General features: G+C 75.2%; 14 protein-coding genes. 7 read left to right on the forward strand and 7 right to left on the reverse strand.

Features of this window, described 5'->3' with window-relative positions; translation table 11 throughout:
• The first annotated feature begins 23 nt into the window (after positions 1-23).
• Positions 24-1,130 (forward strand): calcium:proton antiporter, encoded by a 1,107-nt coding sequence (locus tag ACWDAS_RS18550; RefSeq protein WP_450391744.1) that lies wholly within the window; start codon positions 24-26, stop codon positions 1,128-1,130.
• Between the two features lie 15 nt (positions 1,131-1,145).
• Here the strand turns inward: ACWDAS_RS18550 and ACWDAS_RS18555 are convergent, their stop codons facing one another.
• On the reverse strand, positions 1,146-1,577 hold the full coding sequence (locus ACWDAS_RS18555; protein WP_450391747.1) for a DUF7919 family protein: 432 nt from the start codon (positions 1,575-1,577) through the stop codon (positions 1,146-1,148).
• A 186-nt stretch (positions 1,578-1,763) separates the two neighbouring features.
• Positions 1,764-3,974, reverse strand: coding sequence for a phage holin family protein (locus tag ACWDAS_RS18560; protein WP_450391749.1), 2,211 nt, complete (start codon positions 3,972-3,974; stop codon positions 1,764-1,766).
• Positions 3,975-4,120: 146 nt separating this feature from the next.
• On the opposite strand from ACWDAS_RS18560, the gene ACWDAS_RS18565 reads away from it, so the two are divergent.
• Together ACWDAS_RS18565 and ACWDAS_RS18570 are read left to right on the forward strand one after the other, a co-directional pair.
• On the forward strand, positions 4,121-4,903 hold the full coding sequence (locus ACWDAS_RS18565) for an MBL fold metallo-hydrolase (protein WP_450391752.1): 783 nt from the start codon (positions 4,121-4,123) through the stop codon (positions 4,901-4,903).
• Positions 4,900-5,568: a DedA family protein gene (locus ACWDAS_RS18570; RefSeq protein ID WP_450391755.1), complete on the forward strand. Its 669-nt coding sequence runs from the start codon at positions 4,900-4,902 to the stop codon at positions 5,566-5,568. The genes ACWDAS_RS18565 and ACWDAS_RS18570 overlap by 4 nt, the downstream gene beginning before the upstream one ends.
• Before the next feature lie 223 nt (positions 5,569-5,791).
• Here the strand turns inward: ACWDAS_RS18570 and ACWDAS_RS18575 are convergent, their stop codons facing one another.
• The gene (locus ACWDAS_RS18575; protein ID WP_450391758.1) at positions 5,792-7,027 is read right to left on the reverse strand and encodes an aminotransferase class I/II-fold pyridoxal phosphate-dependent enzyme; all 1,236 of its coding nucleotides are present in this window, start codon (positions 7,025-7,027) and stop codon (positions 5,792-5,794) included.
• Positions 7,028-7,195: 168 nt separating this feature from the next.
• Between ACWDAS_RS18575 and ACWDAS_RS18580 the strand changes: the two genes are divergently transcribed.
• The gene (locus ACWDAS_RS18580) at positions 7,196-7,357 is read left to right on the forward strand and encodes a hydrophobic protein (protein WP_450391761.1); all 162 of its coding nucleotides are present in this window, start codon (positions 7,196-7,198) and stop codon (positions 7,355-7,357) included.
• Between the two features lie 119 nt (positions 7,358-7,476).
• Here the strand turns inward: ACWDAS_RS18580 and ACWDAS_RS18585 are convergent, their stop codons facing one another.
• Positions 7,477-7,737, reverse strand: coding sequence for a DUF6158 family protein (locus ACWDAS_RS18585; RefSeq protein ID WP_450391763.1), 261 nt, complete (start codon positions 7,735-7,737; stop codon positions 7,477-7,479).
• Positions 7,738-7,890: 153 nt separating this feature from the next.
• On the opposite strand from ACWDAS_RS18585, the gene ACWDAS_RS18590 reads away from it, so the two are divergent.
• Positions 7,891-8,271, forward strand: coding sequence for a DUF2795 domain-containing protein (locus ACWDAS_RS18590; RefSeq protein WP_450391766.1), 381 nt, complete (start codon positions 7,891-7,893; stop codon positions 8,269-8,271).
• Positions 8,272-8,391: 120 nt separating this feature from the next.
• A complete protein-coding gene (locus tag ACWDAS_RS18595) occupies positions 8,392-9,852 on the forward strand; it encodes a phosphatase PAP2 family protein (protein WP_450391768.1) in 1,461 nt (486 codons plus the stop codon).
• 109 nt (positions 9,853-9,961) lie between these two features.
• Here the strand turns inward: ACWDAS_RS18595 and ACWDAS_RS18600 are convergent, their stop codons facing one another.
• The 3 genes from ACWDAS_RS18600 to ACWDAS_RS18610 all read right to left on the reverse strand — a co-directional run bounded on the left by ACWDAS_RS18600 (position 9,962) and on the right by ACWDAS_RS18610 (position 13,532).
• Positions 9,962-10,375, reverse strand: a complete 414-nt coding sequence (locus ACWDAS_RS18600; protein WP_450391771.1) for an SseB family protein — start codon at positions 10,373-10,375, stop codon at positions 9,962-9,964.
• A gap of 87 nt (positions 10,376-10,462) precedes the next feature.
• Positions 10,463-11,533: an RNA ligase (ATP) gene (locus ACWDAS_RS18605; protein WP_450391773.1), complete on the reverse strand. Its 1,071-nt coding sequence runs from the start codon at positions 11,531-11,533 to the stop codon at positions 10,463-10,465.
• Between the two features lie 73 nt (positions 11,534-11,606).
• Positions 11,607-13,532 carry a DUF5107 domain-containing protein gene (locus ACWDAS_RS18610; protein ID WP_450391776.1) on the reverse strand — a complete coding sequence of 642 codons (1,926 nt, stop codon included), beginning with the start codon at positions 13,530-13,532 and terminating at the stop codon, positions 11,607-11,609.
• Between the two features lie 172 nt (positions 13,533-13,704).
• Here ACWDAS_RS18610 and fes point away from each other — a divergent pair, with 172 nt between their 5' ends.
• Positions 13,705-15,099 carry an enterochelin esterase gene (gene fes, locus ACWDAS_RS18615; RefSeq protein WP_450391779.1) on the forward strand — a complete coding sequence of 465 codons (1,395 nt, stop codon included), beginning with the start codon at positions 13,705-13,707 and terminating at the stop codon, positions 15,097-15,099.
• The last annotated feature ends 169 nt before the right edge of the window (positions 15,100-15,268 follow it).

Consider the following 15,268-nt stretch of genomic DNA (forward strand, 5'->3'; position numbering starts at 1 on the left):
GACGAGCTGTCAGTCTCGGATGCATGACCGCTCGCCTCCGTGTGTCCGCCCTGCACTGGACGGTCGTCGTCCCGGTGCTCTCGGTGGTCCTGCTGGCCCTGACCTGGGGGCGGGGGCTGCCGGTGGCGGTGGTCGTGGTGGTGGCGCTCTTCCTGTGCGCCGCGGTGCTCTCGGCGGTCCACCACGCGGAGGTGGTGGCGCACCGGGTGGGCGAGCCCTTCGGTTCGCTGGTGCTGGCGGTGTCGGTGACGGTCATCGAGGTGGCCCTGATCCTCACCCTGACGGCGGACGGCGGGCCGAAGAGCGCGGGGCTGGCCCGCGACACCGTCTTCGCCGCCGTGATGATCACGTGCAACGGCATCATGGGGCTGTGCCTGCTGGTGGGGGCGCTGCGCCGGCGGGTGGCGGTCTTCAACCCCGAGGGCACGGGCGCCTCCCTGGCTACGGTCGCGACCCTGGCCACCCTCAGTCTCGTGCTGCCGACGTTCACCACCAGCACCCCGGGACCGCGCTTCTCCACCGCCCAGCTCACCTTCGCCGCGCTGGCGTCGCTGCTGCTGTACGGCCTGTTCGTGGCCACGCAGACGGTGCGGCACCGCACCTACTTCCTGCCGGTGACCGCGGGCGGCGAGGTGATAGACGCCTCGGCGGAGGACGACTTCGTGCCGCCGACCACGCGGGCCGCGTTGTTCAGCCTGGCGCTGCTGGTGGTGGCGCTGATCGGGGTCGTGGGGCTCGCCAAGGTCGAGTCGCCGACGATCGAGCAGGGCGTGCAGTACGCGGGCCTGCCGTCCTCCTTCGTCGGCGTGGTCATCGCCCTGCTGGTGCTGCTGCCCGAGACCATCGCCGCCGTCCGCGCGGCCGCCCGCGACCGCGTGCAGACCAGCCTGAATCTGGCGCTCGGCTCGGCGATGGCGAGCATCGGGCTCACCATCCCGGCGGTCGCGGTGGCGTCGGTGTGGATGTCCGGCCCGCTTCTGCTGGGGCTCGGGGCCACGCACATGGTGCTGCTCGCGATCACCGTCGCCGTGGGCACCCTGACGGTGATACCGGGGCGCGCCACGCCGTTGCAGGGCGCGGTGCACCTGGCGCTGCTGGCGGCGTATGCGGTACTCGCGATCAGCCCGTGAGCCGGTGGGGAAGTCCTAGCGGCAGCCGGCGACGACGCGGCCCGCGAGCACGGCCTCGACGAAGGCCTCGGGCGGGGCGTAGCGGTGGGCCAGGACGTAGTGCACGACCAGGTCGGGGGCGATCAGCCAGGTGCCGTCGCCGCCGTCCACCCGTACCTCGCCGTGGCCCACGAGGATCCGCTCCCCGCCCCGGGAGACGCCCACCGGGTTGAAGCGGCCGCCGCCGAAGAGCCGGCGGCGGCACAGGGTGCATCCGTACCAGCCCTGGGTGATGGCGCACAGATGGTCGCGGCACAGGGCGAAGAGCCGGTCGGCGAACTCCTCGATGGGGTCCGCCCGGCGGAAGGGCCGGCCGGGATCCAGCCAGCCCACGGTGCGGGCGGAGACATCCGGCGGAATCGTTTCTGTGAAGTACGCGTACGGACTCAGGTCCTCGTAGTACGGCATCGCAGCCTCTCCCGCCCGCGGCCCCGTCCGCGCGCACCGATCGATCAACCGCGGGCAAGCGTCCAGCAGCGGCGCCCGCGGGTCAATCACCCGTACGTGACGTGCCGTTGTCAGCGCGCCCGCGAGGGCCGCACGGAGCGCCCGAACGAGACCGGCTCCGGACACCAGTCCCGCGCGCACAGGCCGTCACCCGGCGACCGGCTCCTCGTCCCTGCCGTCCGCGACCGGGGGCACCTGAGTCGCGGGCTTGCGCCCGAGCCAGCAGCCCAGCAGGTCGTGCACCGCCCCCGCCCCCACCAGCCGTTCGAGCGGATCGGGCCCGTCCAGGTCGAAGGGGTGCAGCAGGAAGGCGCGGCTCTGATCGCCGCCGAGGCCGCCGTGCGAGCCCAGCTGCTCCTCGAAGGCGTGGACGGCTCGGGTGACCGGGTCGTAAGCGGAGTTGACCATGACATCGGCGGCGTGCGGGAACCGGGCGGTGCGCAGCACGGCAGCCGCCGCCCCCGGCCCGAACAGCGCCAGCGGATCGCGCCCGGTGACCCTGCCCGTCTCCAGCTCGTGCTCGCCGCCGTCACCGCCCAGCACGAGCGGCCCGCGCTCCCGGTCCAGGACCAGCACGAAGCCGATGCCCGGGTGCTCGGCCAGCGTCCGCAGCAGGGCCGGGTGGCGGGCGTCGACGCTCTGCCGGTCCGCCCGTCCGGGGAGGTCGGGGAAGGAGATCAGCGCGAGGTTCCCCGAGGCCAGCACCACGGGCTCCGAGGAGGGCCCGGCCGTCTCCTGCTCCTCGCCCGCGCGGCCCCCGCGCTCGGGGCGGTGCAGTGCCGCGCGGGCCGCGGCGCGCGCCTCGGTGCCGCTGGCCGTGCCCCGGGCGCGGCGCCGCACCGGCAGCCCGCACCCCGCCCGGACCAGGTCCTTCAGGGTCAGCCCGTACGCGGTCTCGAAGGTCTCGCCATGGCTCTGGCCGTGGTCGGAGAGCAGCACCAGCCGGTAGGGGCGCGGCGCGTACCGGGAGGCGTCGGCGATCAGCCGGATGGCGCGGTCCAGGCGTCGCAGCACCCGCATCGCGTCCCGGCTGCGCGGCCCCGAGTGGTGTGCGACCTCGTCGTACGCGACCAGGTCCGCGTAGACGGCACTGCGCCCGGCGAGCATGTCGCCGACGACGGCCGCCACGGCCACGTCGCGCTCGACGACGGTCGCGAAGGCCCGCAGAAAGGGGTAGAGCCCGCCGCGCCGCACCCGGGGGCGCTCGTGGCGCAGGCGCGCCGCCGTGGACTCGGTGATCTCGCGGACGACCTCGGCGAGGAAGGACGCGGCGGTGCGGACGGCGTTGGCCGGATCGGAGAAGTACGCGAAGTAGCCGGTCCGGGAGCGGGTGGCGCTGGCCCGCGCGCGGGCGGCCGCGGGATCGCCCGCCTCCGGTGCGCCGACGGCCCGGGACCGGAGCCGGGCCATCGCGAGCCGGTCGGCGGAGAAGCGCCTGCGGCGGGTCGAGACCGACATCACCAGGGCCAGCTGCCCGGCGCCGCCGCTGAAGAGGTTGCCCCGGCTCGCGCCGTCCGGGGCCAGCAGCCCGGCCCGCCCGGTGCGGGCGACCGCGCGGCGCTCCAGCTCGGCCGCGCACGAGGGCCGGTTGCAGACCATGACCTGCCCCGTCTCCTTCTCGTACCAGCGGAAGGCGGGCACGTCCTCGTTGGAGCCGTGCAGGATGGCGAGCTGGCTGGCGCCGGTCTGGCTGCTCCAGTCGGTCGTCCACGGCACCAGGCGGTGGCTGCTGTCGAGCCAGTCGGCGACGGTCTCCATCGCCGGGGGGCGCAGCCGCCCCTTGCGCGTCACCGGACGCACGGCCTCCCGCAGCACGTCGTGCCCGACGCCGTCCAGCTGGACGAAGACGAAACCCGGTTCGCGCGGGCCGTCCACGGCGGCCTCGTGGCCCCGGCTCCTGCGCCGGCCGGCCAGGCGGGCCAGCCGGCGGCCGTACGCCGCGTCGTCGCGCATGGCGAGCGCCGTGCTCGTCGCGGACGAGGCGGCCGACATCACGGCGGCGATCACCACCGCCGTGACCGGCGCTATGTCGCCCTGCCAGTCGGGGGTGAAGCGGAACGCGAGCAGCAGCAGCGAGCCGTTGAGGAAGAACACCAGCAGCCCCAGCACCAGCGCGGGGACGAGCAGGACGGCCCGCACGAGCACCGGCCAGACCAGCGCGCTCAGCAGGCCGAAGGCACCGGCCGCGGCGGCGGCCGTGATCGCGATCCGGGTCGGGCTGTCACCGCTCGGCGACTGGATGCGGAAGTCGGGCAGGATCCCGGCGAGCACGGCCATCGTGGCCGTCGACACCGCCCACACGACCAGCACACGGGCGCTCGCGCCCCCGGCGGCCCGCCACCGACGCAGCACGCCCACCCTCTCCTCACGTCTCCTCACGGCACCTCGCGTCCCCGAACACGAATACCCCCAGACTGTCACAGTCCTCCCCGCGCTCCGCGAGCACCGGGGGCACGCGGCGGGCGCGCCGGAGCATAGGCTCGGGGTGAGACGAGGAGGCGCCAGTGGCGGTCGAGATCACCTGGTGGGGGCATGCGACGGTGACCGTGCGGGACTCGGGGGTGCGGGTGCTCACCGATCCGCTCCTCGTCTCCCGGCTCGCGCACCTGCGCCGGCGGCGCGGCGCGGTCCCCCCGCCGGGCGCGGCGCTGGCGGACGTGGCGGTCGTCTCGCACCTGCACGCCGACCACCTGCACACCGGCTCGCTGGCCCGGCTCTCCCGGGGTACCCGGGTACTGGTGCCGCGCGGGGCGCTCGCCGCGGTGCCGCGGCTGCGGCGGCTCGCCGCGGACCGGCGGCTGGACCTGACCGAGGTCGTTCCCGGTGACGAGGTGAAGGTGGACGCGCTGACCGTACGCGTGGTGAACGCGGCGCACGACGGACGGCGGCTGCCGTACGGGCCGCGGCGCTCGCCGGCGCTGGGCTACGTGCTGGAGGGCGAGGAGCGGACGTACTTCGCCGGGGACACCGGGCTGTTCGACGCGATGGCGGACGAGGTCGGTCCCTGTGACGCGGCGCTGCTGCCGGTCGGCGGCTGGGGACCGTTCCTCGGCACCGGCCACCTGGACGCCTCCCGTGCCGCGCAGGCGCTGGCCCGGCTCGCGCCGCGCGCGGCCGTGCCCATCCACTACGGGACGTACTGGCCGATCGGCATGGACGCCGTGCGCCCGCACGAATTCCACTCCCCCGGCCACGAGTTCGTCCGGCTCGCCGGGCAGTTGGCGCCGCAGGTTGCGGTGCACCTGCTGGAGCACGGCGAGAGCGTGCTGCTGGAGGCGGCCCGGTGAGCGGTCTCACCCTGCTCGCCGAGCAGACGTCCTCGCAGTCCACCGGGCAGGTGGTCGGCTACCCCTCGCTCTTCCTGCTGGTCGTGCTCGGCTCCCTGGTGCCGGTCGTGCCCACCGGCGCGCTCGTCAGCAGCGCCGCCGTGGTGGCCTTCCACCAGACGGCCCCCTTCTCCCTGGCGCTCGTGTTCGTCATCGCCGCGGGCGCGGCCTTCATCGGCGACATGGGCCTGTACCTGCTCGGCCACCGCGGCGTCCGCTCCCGCAACGGCTCGCGCTGGCTGCGGCAACTCCAGGAACGCGCCGACCCCACCCGGCTCACCGACGCCCAGCGCAGACTCGACGAGCACGGTGTCACCGTGCTCGTGCTGTCCCGGCTGATACCGGCCGGCCGCATCCCGGTGATGGTCGCCTGCCTGCTCGCCGAGATGCCGGTCCGCCGCTTCGCCCGCGGCGACGTCCCCGCCTGCCTGGCCTGGGCGGCGGCCTACCAGCTGATCGGCATCCTCGGCGGCAGCCTGTTCCCCGAACCCTGGCAGGGCGTCCTGCTGGCCGTCGCGCTCACCCTCCTCATCGCCTCCGCCCCGCAACTGTGGCGGCGCCTGCGCGGCGCCGGCACCTCCCGCGCCGCCGCGGACGACACACCGGTGGAGCACACCGGTCACTGACGGCCCCGGACCGCGCCCCGAGCGAGCGACCGAGCGACGTTCGCAACATCGGACAGCACGGCGCGATGCCTGTGCGGCCTTCGCCGCAGCCGCGTTGGCAGCACTGCGAGACCTTCACGCGGCGAGCGTGACGAGCATGCGGGTGCGAACGTCCTCGGCCCCGCGCACGGCCCCGTTCAGGACCGAGCCCTCCGGCGTCACACCGTCAGCCAGGTTGTCGGGATCACGCACCGCCGGTCGACAGCCCCGCGATGGCCTCCTCGAGGGCGGACAACGCGGCTGCGACGTAGGGGAGTTGCAGGGGATCGTGGGCTTCGAGTGCGGCGCGGCGCTGGGTGTCGTCGGTGCCGTGGAGGGGGCCGGTGTCGAGGCGGACGTGCAGCGCGGAGGGGTCGTCGCCGAAGCGGTGGCCGCCGGGGACGGGGCGGTCGAGGCGCTCCTCCAGGGCGGTCTCCAGGGTCGGGGCGTCCGTGATCCCCGCGGCGGCCAGGGCGTGCCGCAGGGGGCCCAGGTCGGCGTACAGGTGGAAGCCCGCCTCGGGCGGGCGGCTCAGGCCGCCCGCGCGGGTCACCGCACGGTGCGCGGCGGCGCCCAGCACGGCGTGCAGCCGCGTGGCGGCGGCCAGATGCGCCCTCACCTCCTCGCCCTCGGCGAGCGCGTACGCGGCCGCGTCGGCCACCGGTCCCGGCAGCACGGCGCGCAGCACGGCGCAGCGTCCCACGACGGCGGCCCGCAACTCCCCGCCCTCCGGGGTGGCCGGGAACCGGGCGATCGCGACGGGCCAGGCCGGTGGGGCGAGGGAGGCGCACAGGTCGGCGAGCACGACCGTCCGGCCGGGCAGCATCTCGGCCGGGGTGAGGAGCACCGTCTCGTGCGGCTGGTGCACCGCGTCGCCGTACGTCTCGTCGGAGACGAGCAGCAGTCCGCTCTGCGCGGCCGCCTCGCACACCTCGTAGAGCAGTTCCGGAGGCGTCACCGTCCCGCTGGGGTCGTCGGCCGCCGACATCACCAGCACCCGCGGATCCGCACCCTCCGCACGGGCCCTGCGCACCGTCTCCAGCAGCGCGAACGGATCCGGCGCGCCGCCGCCCGCCGCGGGGGTCTGCACGGTCGTCGTCCGCCGGCCGGCAGTGCGCGCCAGCGGCGCCTGCCACGCGGCGGCGGGCCTGGCCAGCACGACATCGCCGCCCGTCGCGGCGAGCAGCGCCAGCAGCAGCGGCTCCGCACCCGGCGCGGCCACGACGTCGGCCGGGGCGGTGGCGAGCCCCCGGCGCTCCCAGTAGCCCGCGGCAGCGGCACGCAGTGCCTCCCCGCCCCCGGGCGGCTCCGGCGCGGCACCGCCCGGCATCCCGGCGGCCAGCCGCCCCGCCCAGTACGGCGGCACGGGCAGACCGGGGTCGGGCCGGAACCCGCCCCGTGCGAGGCGCCCGGCCGGAGCCGGCGGTGACGTCCGCTGCATCCGTACCTCCGGTGGAATCGGGTGGGCCGGTGGGCTCCGGGGGCCGGGCGCGCGGCCCGGCTCCCGCCGCCACCCTCGCACGCGGCCCCGCCACCCGCCGCCGCGGCACGCGAATTGCCCTGCGTGACGCCGGGAATCCAGGGCAACCGGAATCCAGGAGGTGTTCCCATGGTCCCGTTGCTGGTGGTTCTGCTGCTGGCCCTCGTCCTTTTCGGCGCGGGTTTCGCTGTCAAGGTGCTCTGGTGGGTCGCCCTGATCGTCCTGGTGCTCTGGCTGCTCGGATTCGTGGCACGCAGCGGTTCCGGCGGCTCGCGCTGGTACCGGTGGTAGTGAACGCGACCACGAGCGGGGATCGGGGCGTGCGACGGCCTGCAGGCCGTCGCACGCCCCGATCTCCCGGAGGTTCCCGCCTCCGGCCCGGTGAACACGGAGGGGGAGCGCCCGGTTCGCTACTGCTGGGCCTGGACCGGCATCCGGAGGGTCCGGGCCCGCGCCCCGGCGCGGGTACGGCCGGAGGAGACCATCCGCTGCGGATGACGGCGCAGGTACTCGCCCTCCAGGGCCGCCATACGCGAGTTGTGGGCGTCGAGGGCCGCCCCGGATCCGTAGAGCAGTGTCTCGTGGCGGGTCCGGTGGACCGACTCCAACTCCTGCACCAGCTGCCGTTCGTCCAGGTTTGCGGGGTCGACCCCGCCGGGGTAGCGGCTCATGGGTCGCGCACCTTCCTTTCGCCTCCCTGTCACCTCGCCCGTTTGGTACCCCCGGGACGGGGATTCATCCGCTTCTGTGGGCATTCAACAGGCATCGGACCCCAGGTCCGGGTAGACGATGGAAAGACCTGACCCCTGAGGAAAGGAGCCACCGTGCAACGAGGAAGCGACCGTCTGAGCGTCCACCGTGACGACGAGATGAAGCACGAACTGCGCGAGCTGCTGCGCTCCGGGCACTCGACCCGGGTCGAGGAGTGGCACGACGCCGAACCCGCCGCCGACGACGACCCCGAGGTCGGCACCGGTCCGGCCTGGGCGGGCGCCCCCGAGGGCACGTCGGTGCGGTTCGAGCTCGCCAGGCACCTGACCCGGCAGCCGTTCCCGGCCCGGCGCGGGGACCTGCTGCGGGCCCTGCGCGACCGGCACGCTCCGGACCCGCTGACCGACCTGGTGGACGGACTCCCCGGCGACAACCGGCGGTACGCCAACGTCCAGGAAGTCGTACGGACCCTGGGCATGCGCCCGGAGGCATGACGGGCGGCACGACCGCGACGCGGGCCGCGGGGCCGCCGATCCGCCGATCCGCCGGCCCCGCGCGCCGCGTCGCAGCACACCACACCGTCCGGGAACCGATCGATCAAGGAGGGAGCCGTTGTGCGCCGGATCCTGAGCGCATGGGACAAAGAGCTGTTCCTGAACGTGGCGAACCGCTCGTGGCCGGCCGCGGAGCCGGTGCTGCCGCGGCTCAGCAGGGCCGCGAACCACGGGTTGCTGTGGTTCGGGATCGCGGCCGGCATCGCGACCGTCGGCGGCCGCTCCGGCCGGCGTGCCGCACTGCGCGGCGCCGGGTCGCTCGCGGTGGCCTCGGCGGTGGTCAACACCATCGGCAAGGGCGCGGTGCGCCGCGACCGCCCGGTCCTCGACACCGTGCCGGTGATCCGCCGGCTGTCCCGGCAGCCCGGCACCACCTCCTTCCCCTCCGGCCACGCCGCCTCGGCCGCGGCCTTCGCGGCGGGCGTCGCCCTGGAATCGCCCCGCTGGGGGGCCGCGGTGCTTCCGGTCGCGTGGTCGGTGGCGTTCTCCCGGGTCTACACCGGCGTGCACTACCCCAGCGACGTCGTCGCCGGCATGGCCCTGGGCGCGGGCGCGGCCCTGGCCGTACGCGGGCTCGTCCCGACCGGCAAGCAGCTGGCCGTGCCCCCGACCCCCCGGGCCGACGCCCCAGCGCTGCCGGGCGGACGGGGCCTGTACGCGGTGGTCAACGAGGTCTCCGGTCCCCCGCCGCTGCTCGGCCCGCCGGTCGAACGGCTGCGCAGCGCGCTGCCCGAGGCCGTGGTCGAGGAGTGCTCGGAGGACGACGACCTCGCCGAGATGCTCGAGAAGGCCGCCCAGCAGGCCGCGGGGGCCGGCGGCGCGCTCGGCATCCACGGCGGGGACGGCAGCGTCAGCCTCGCCGCAGCCATCGCGCTGCGGCACGGCGTGCCGCTGCTGGTCTCCCCCGGCGGCACGTACAACCACTTCGCGATGGACCTGTCGATCGAGAACATCGAGGACGCGGCCAGGGCGGTCGAGGCGGGCACCGCCATCGCCGTCGACGTCGCGCGCGTCACCCCGGTCGCCGACGCCACGGGCAAGCCGGCCGAGTCCACCGTCTTCCTCAACACCTTCAGCATCGGCGTCTACCCCGACCTCGTCCGCTACCGCGAGCGCTGGTCGCGCCGCGTGGGCAGCTGGCCCGCGGGCGTGCTGGCCGCGCTGCACGTGCTGCGCACGTCCGGCCCGATCGACATCGACATCAACGGCCGCAGGCACTCGGTGTGGATGCTCTTCGCCGGCAACGGCGCCTACCGCAGCCTCGGGCCGGCGCCCGTCCGCCGCCGTGCGCTCTCCGACGGCCAGCTCGACGTCCGCATCGTCCCCGGCAGCCCCTACGCCCGGACGCGCCTGCTGGCGGCCGCCCTCACCGGTTCCACCACGGCCCTGCTGCGGCGGATGCGGATCGGCGGCGTCGAGGAGGGCACCCGCCTCGCCTACGACGGCGAGATCGCCCCGGCGCCGCGCGAGCTGGTGATCGACAAGGCCAACGAGGCCCTGACCGTCTACCGGCCGATGTGACGCCCGGCGGCACGTCGGCCCGCCTGCCCGGTGGCGACGGCACGCGGGCCGCGCTCCCGAAGAGCGCGGCCCGCGTCGTCCGGGCCGGGCCCGGGGCGTGGACGGTCGGTCAGCCCGACAGGCCCGCCAGTGCCCGGACGCCCTCGCCCTTGATGGTGAGGGTGTCCGGCGACCCCGCGTCTATCGCGAGCGTGAGGTCGTCCGACGGCCAGCCGCTGCTCAGCGCGGCGAGGGGCAGGATGCGGTAGCCCCGCGCGTTCGGCAGCGCGTGCGCCAGCCGCACTTCCGAGGTGAAGACCGGGACCAGCTTCGTACCGTCCTCCTGCTCGAAGACCGGGAGGCTGATCATCTCCTGCTCCGCCCCGTCGTCCCCGGACTCCTGCGGCGGCCCGGGCACCGGCAGCAGGACGTCGCTCGCGGCGAGGGTGCTGAGCGCGGTCGCGTTGTCACCTCCGGTGGCGATCTCGTGCAGGGCACGCTGTGCCGGGGGCTGGGCGCCGTTCGGAGTGGTGAAATCGGTCATGGCCGTTCCCTTTCCGTTGCTTGCGTACGGGGTGGCTCGGGGGCTGCGCCTGCCCAGCGAGGCAACGGTCATGCGCATCCGTCCGCGTCACTCGTACTCGGTGCCGCCCTTTCGCGTGACGTAGGCGTCGCTGACCGCCTTCAGGACGGCGCGGCCGCCGAGCTCGGGACTGTGGCGGTCCGGGGCCGCCCGGACCACGACGCCTTCGCGCAGGTGCAGGTCACGTCCGGAGACGGTCTCGGCGCCCGTCGCGAGCTCCAGGACGACGGAGAGGTCGAAGGGACCCGCGTACAACCTGGGCACCAGCGGCAGCACGCCGTTCGGAAGGACCTCGGCGGGGTCGAGCCAGCGGACGGCCCCGTCGATCTCGGCGGCGACGTCGAAGGCCGCGTAGCCGGGGGTGTCGCGGCGCGCGTCGGCGCCGTAGCCGAGGTCCTGGACGCCGGAGCCGTAGACCTCACCGAAGATCGCCACGCGGGTGGCACCGAGCCGGGCGGCGAGATCGGCAGCGATCTGCGGGAGCCCGTGGCCGCGCACGGCGCGCCAGTAGAGGTTGCCGCCGGCCTCCTTCAGGGCGAGGCGCTGGGCGCCCAGCCCCTTGGAGGTGACCAGCACCTGCCCCGTGCCGGAGATGTGGGTCAGGCAGCAGGCCGTTCCGTGGAGCTTCTCGGTGATCACGACCGGCTCGCCGTCGGCGAAGACGCCGGGGTGGCGCTTGATGTTCTCGATGTCGATCCAGGGCAGCAGGTCCGCAGCCGCCTCCACGTCGCCGCTCATCGACAACGGGACCGGCGGCACCCACTTGGTGATGCCGAGCAGCTCCGCGAAGTCGGTGCCGTCCTCGGCCGCCCGCGCCAGGTCCGCGCCGTCGAGCGCGGCCGGGCGGCAGACGATGCCCTGGGACAGCTCGCCACGCAGCCGCACCGCCTTGACGCGGTCGGCCGCGGGGCCGGCGAGCCGTCCGGTGAGGCCGAGTTCGGCGATCAGCGGGTCGGGCAGCACGGACTGCTCGGGGATGTAGAGCGCGAAGTCGCCGGTACGGTAGGCACCCTTGGCCACGACCGCGCGGTAAAGGCCGACCTGGGCGAGCTCCAGGGCGTCCGCGTTCGGGTGGTCGTGGATGGTGAGCCGTTCGGCCGTGACGCGGAGCGTCGACATCGGGGTTCCCCCTCGTGGTGATGCGTGGATCGCACCACTGTGCGGGCTGCCGTACGCCGCGGGCCAGCGGTTTTCAGGGCGCGGGCGCCATGCGGAAGTCGTACGTCCCCGGCAGCGGGTCGTCGGTGATGGCCCGCCAGGTGGTGTGCAGCGACTCCTCGCCCTCTCTCAGGTCGTCGACGGTGAAGCCCGCGTCGAAGACGGCCCGCGCGCCCGCGATGTCGCCCGCGGCGACCAGGACTTGGGCGTGCAGCAGCCGGAAGCGGCCGCGCGCGCGGGTGGCCGGGGGAAGGGCGCCGAGGACGGCGGCCGCGTCGGCCGGACGGCGGGCGGCGAGGAGGGCCGGGACGGCCTCGCGGGCGAGGGCGTCCGTGGCGGTGGCCCAGGCCTCGCCCCCGGGTAGGGCGTGGAAGGCGTCGAGGTAACGCTGGGCGGCGCGCCCGGGGTTGCCGTCGGCCTGGTCGGCGACGGCGAGGCAGCGCAGCGGGAGGCAGGAGCGGGACCCCGCGGCGGCCCGTTCCCAGCTGCGGACGGCCTGGGCTCGGTCGCCTGCGTGCCATTGGGCGAGGCCGAGGTGGTAGTCGAGAGCCCAGGCGTTGCCGGCGTAGGTGCCCGCGGTCTCGAGCAGTTCGCGCCACTCGGGGGAGACGAGCGCGGGGCCGGGGACGGCGTCCTCGCCGGTACGGGGGAAGACCCCGGCGAGGAGGAGTTCGAGCCAGGGCTTCTGCCGCTCGCCCATGGTGTCCGCGGCGAAGGGGGTGCCCGGCAGCTCGAATCGGCCGCGGGTGACCTCCAGCGCGCCCCAGCCGGAGCCGGTGGCGAGGACGTCCTTGGGTTCGGCGTCGGCGACGAGGAGCCAGGCCTCGTGGGCGGCGTGCAGGCGTTCGCGCGGCAGGACGGTCTCCAGGCGCTCCGCCACGGTGTGGCCGTCGGCGTCGGGGGCCGTCTCCAGGGGACCGTACGCCTCCAGCCAGGAGACGGTGGCGCCCGCGGCCAGCGGGAGGTGTTCCAGCTGGGTGGGGGCGAGTCCGGCCTGGATCTCCAGGTAGCCGGGGCCCTCGCCCTCGTCGCCGGCGAGCCAGCGCTGCCAGCGGCGGCCGCCGGGGCCCTCGCCCCAGACGAAGAGCTTGCGGCCGCGAAGGGCGTCGGTGGAGGTCTGGACGAGGCCGCGGCCGTCGGCGCCGAGAGCGGCGATCCACGGGCGGGTGCCGTCGGGGAGGTCGTAGAACCAGTCGGCGGGGTGCTCGGAGGCGGTGGGGGCAGCGGGGACGGGCACCCGCTGGAGGCTGCGGGAGGCGCCGAAGTGCCAGGCGTGGGTGGCGGGTGCGACGACGCGGGTGCCGGGTGTCTGCGGTACGGCGGTGTTGGACCACCAGTAGAGGGGAACGGTCCGGTGGTGAGGATTGCGGACGCGTACCCCCGCGTAGAGGAAGTCGGAGCCGTCGGGGAGCCACAGGTCGATCTGGAAGGGCAGGTCGCGCAGCCGCTCCCACTCCCAGAGGCGGAGCATCTCGCCGCCGTCCGGGGCGGGGACGCGGGCGGCGTGCAGCGGGGCGCAGCTGAGCGTGGTGTGCCCGGTGGCGCCGGGGTTCCACTCGACACCTCCGGAGAACCAGGCCCCGGCGAGGCCGAAGTCGGCGTACTGCAGGACGGGGTCGGCGTGCAGCAGCTCGCGGCCGGTGGGCTTGTGGTGCAGGGCGTACAGGCGGCCGCCGAGACCGGGCAGCACGGTGGCGCGCAGCCGGTCGTTCTCGATGACGACGGCGTCCAGCGCGGTGGGCACGCGTTCGCGGGTGTAGCCGTCCAGGCGCGGTACGGGGAGCAGGGTGCGCAGCTGCCCGTAGGCGATGCGGCGGGCCATCCCGGCCGGGAGCGCGGCACTTTCGGCCTGGTCGAGGACGTGCGGATCCCCTGGCGCCCGGAGAGCGGGCAGTGGGTTCTCCGGGCCGAGGGGGCTCGCGGGGAGGGTGAGGGTGGTGCGTCGCACGGTGGTGGCCAAGAGGTCCCTCTCTCTGTCACCGGTGATCGGGTGAGGACATGGAACCCCGTATCGGCCCGCCCCGTCAGGGGTTTTGACGGCACGGAACGGGCCGCGCGCGGACTTCAATATATGGTGAGCATCATTTTGGCCTTCTTTTGCCGTCGGATGGGTCCGGGAGGGTTTGCCGATCATGCTGTCCACGCTCTGGAGCCCCCCTACCGGCACGCCCTCACGTGCGCCCCGCGTCCCGCGGCCCGCTCCGGTCGAACGCGCGAGCAGTCCGCGGGTGGCGGCACTCGCCGCCCGCCCCGAGCGGGAGGCCGAGTTCTGGCGGGCCGTGGAGGCCGAGGGAACGCCGCTGGTGGAGCGGCTGGACGGCGATCCCGGGCACGCCGCGGTCACCTTCCTCTGGCGCGGCACGGCCGCGACCCGCGCGGTGCTGGCGCTGCCCAACCAGGTGCTCGACCCTGACGACCTGGCGGGCAATCTGATGTCCCGCGTGCCCGGCACGGACGTGTGGCACTGGACGATAAGGATGCGGGCCGACTGGCGGGCCACGTACACGCTGTGCGTGGACGAGGACGATGAGGAGGACGCGGACGAGCGCCTGGGCGAACGCGCGGACGGAGCCGACCACGGCGCCGTGCCGCCGGACGGCAGGGGGCAGACGTATCTGCGCGGGCTGCGCCGCCATCCGCGGCGGGATCCGCTCAACCGGACCGTCTTCCCGACCCGTTGGGGCACCGAGCCGCTGTCGGTGGTCGCCCTGCCCGGGGCGCCGGCGCCGCTCGGCGCGTGGCGGGACCGGCCCGGGGCTCCGGCGGGCGAGGTCTCCGTCCACACCATGCGCAGCGCGCACCTGCGCAACTGGCGCCGGGTGTGGGCCTACGCCCCGGCCGGGTACGAGGACCTGGCCGGGCTGCCGGTGGTGGTGCTGCTCGACGGGGACGTGTGGCAGCAGCATCTGGACGTCTCGGCACTGCTCGACGGGCTGGTCGGGGCCGGTGTGCTCCCGCCGCTGGTCGCGCTGATGCCGGACGCGCTGGACAGCGACACCCGGCGCCGCGAACTCACCTGCGACGAGCGCTTCGTGGCTTTCCTCACCCGTGAACTGCTGCCCTGGGCGGCCCGCCGGTGGCCGGTGAGCGCCGACCCGGCGCGCACCGTCGTCGCGGGCCAGGGCCTGGGCGGACTGGCGGCCGCGTACGCCGCGCTGCGGCGGCCCGAGCGGTTCGGGAACGTGCTGGCCCAGTCCGGGTCCTTCTGGTGGCCGGCCGGGCGACGCGCGGGAGCGCGGCCCGAGGAGTGGCTGACCGGACGCGTGGCGTCGCTGGCGCGAAGGCCGGTGCGCTTCCACCTGTCGGCCGGGCTGCAGGAGTGGGGGCTGACGGCGGCGGTACGGCGGCTGCGTGACGCGCTGCTCGCCCAGGGGTACGAGGTGGCGCACCACGAGTACAACGGAGGCCACGACTACCTCTGCTGGCGGGAGGAACTTGCCCACGGGCTCGTGGCGTTGCTGCGCGGCCCGTTCCCCGGCTCGGTGCGCGGGCGGTGGCAGCAGGCGGCCGACACGAAGCCGGTCTGACGCCGTCCCCGTGCTGCCCGCCCGTGGCGAGGGCCACCGGCCGTCGAGGCTGCCGCCGACCGCGTCGTGCCGCTCCACGCGATCACCGCGTCACTCGATCCGTGCGTCCCGGCGCGGGCCTTCGGCTTCGCGGGGGTGCCTCGGCCGGTCGAGCCCGTTCGCCCGCCCG

Source organism: Streptomyces sp. NPDC001070, from assembly GCF_053598835.1.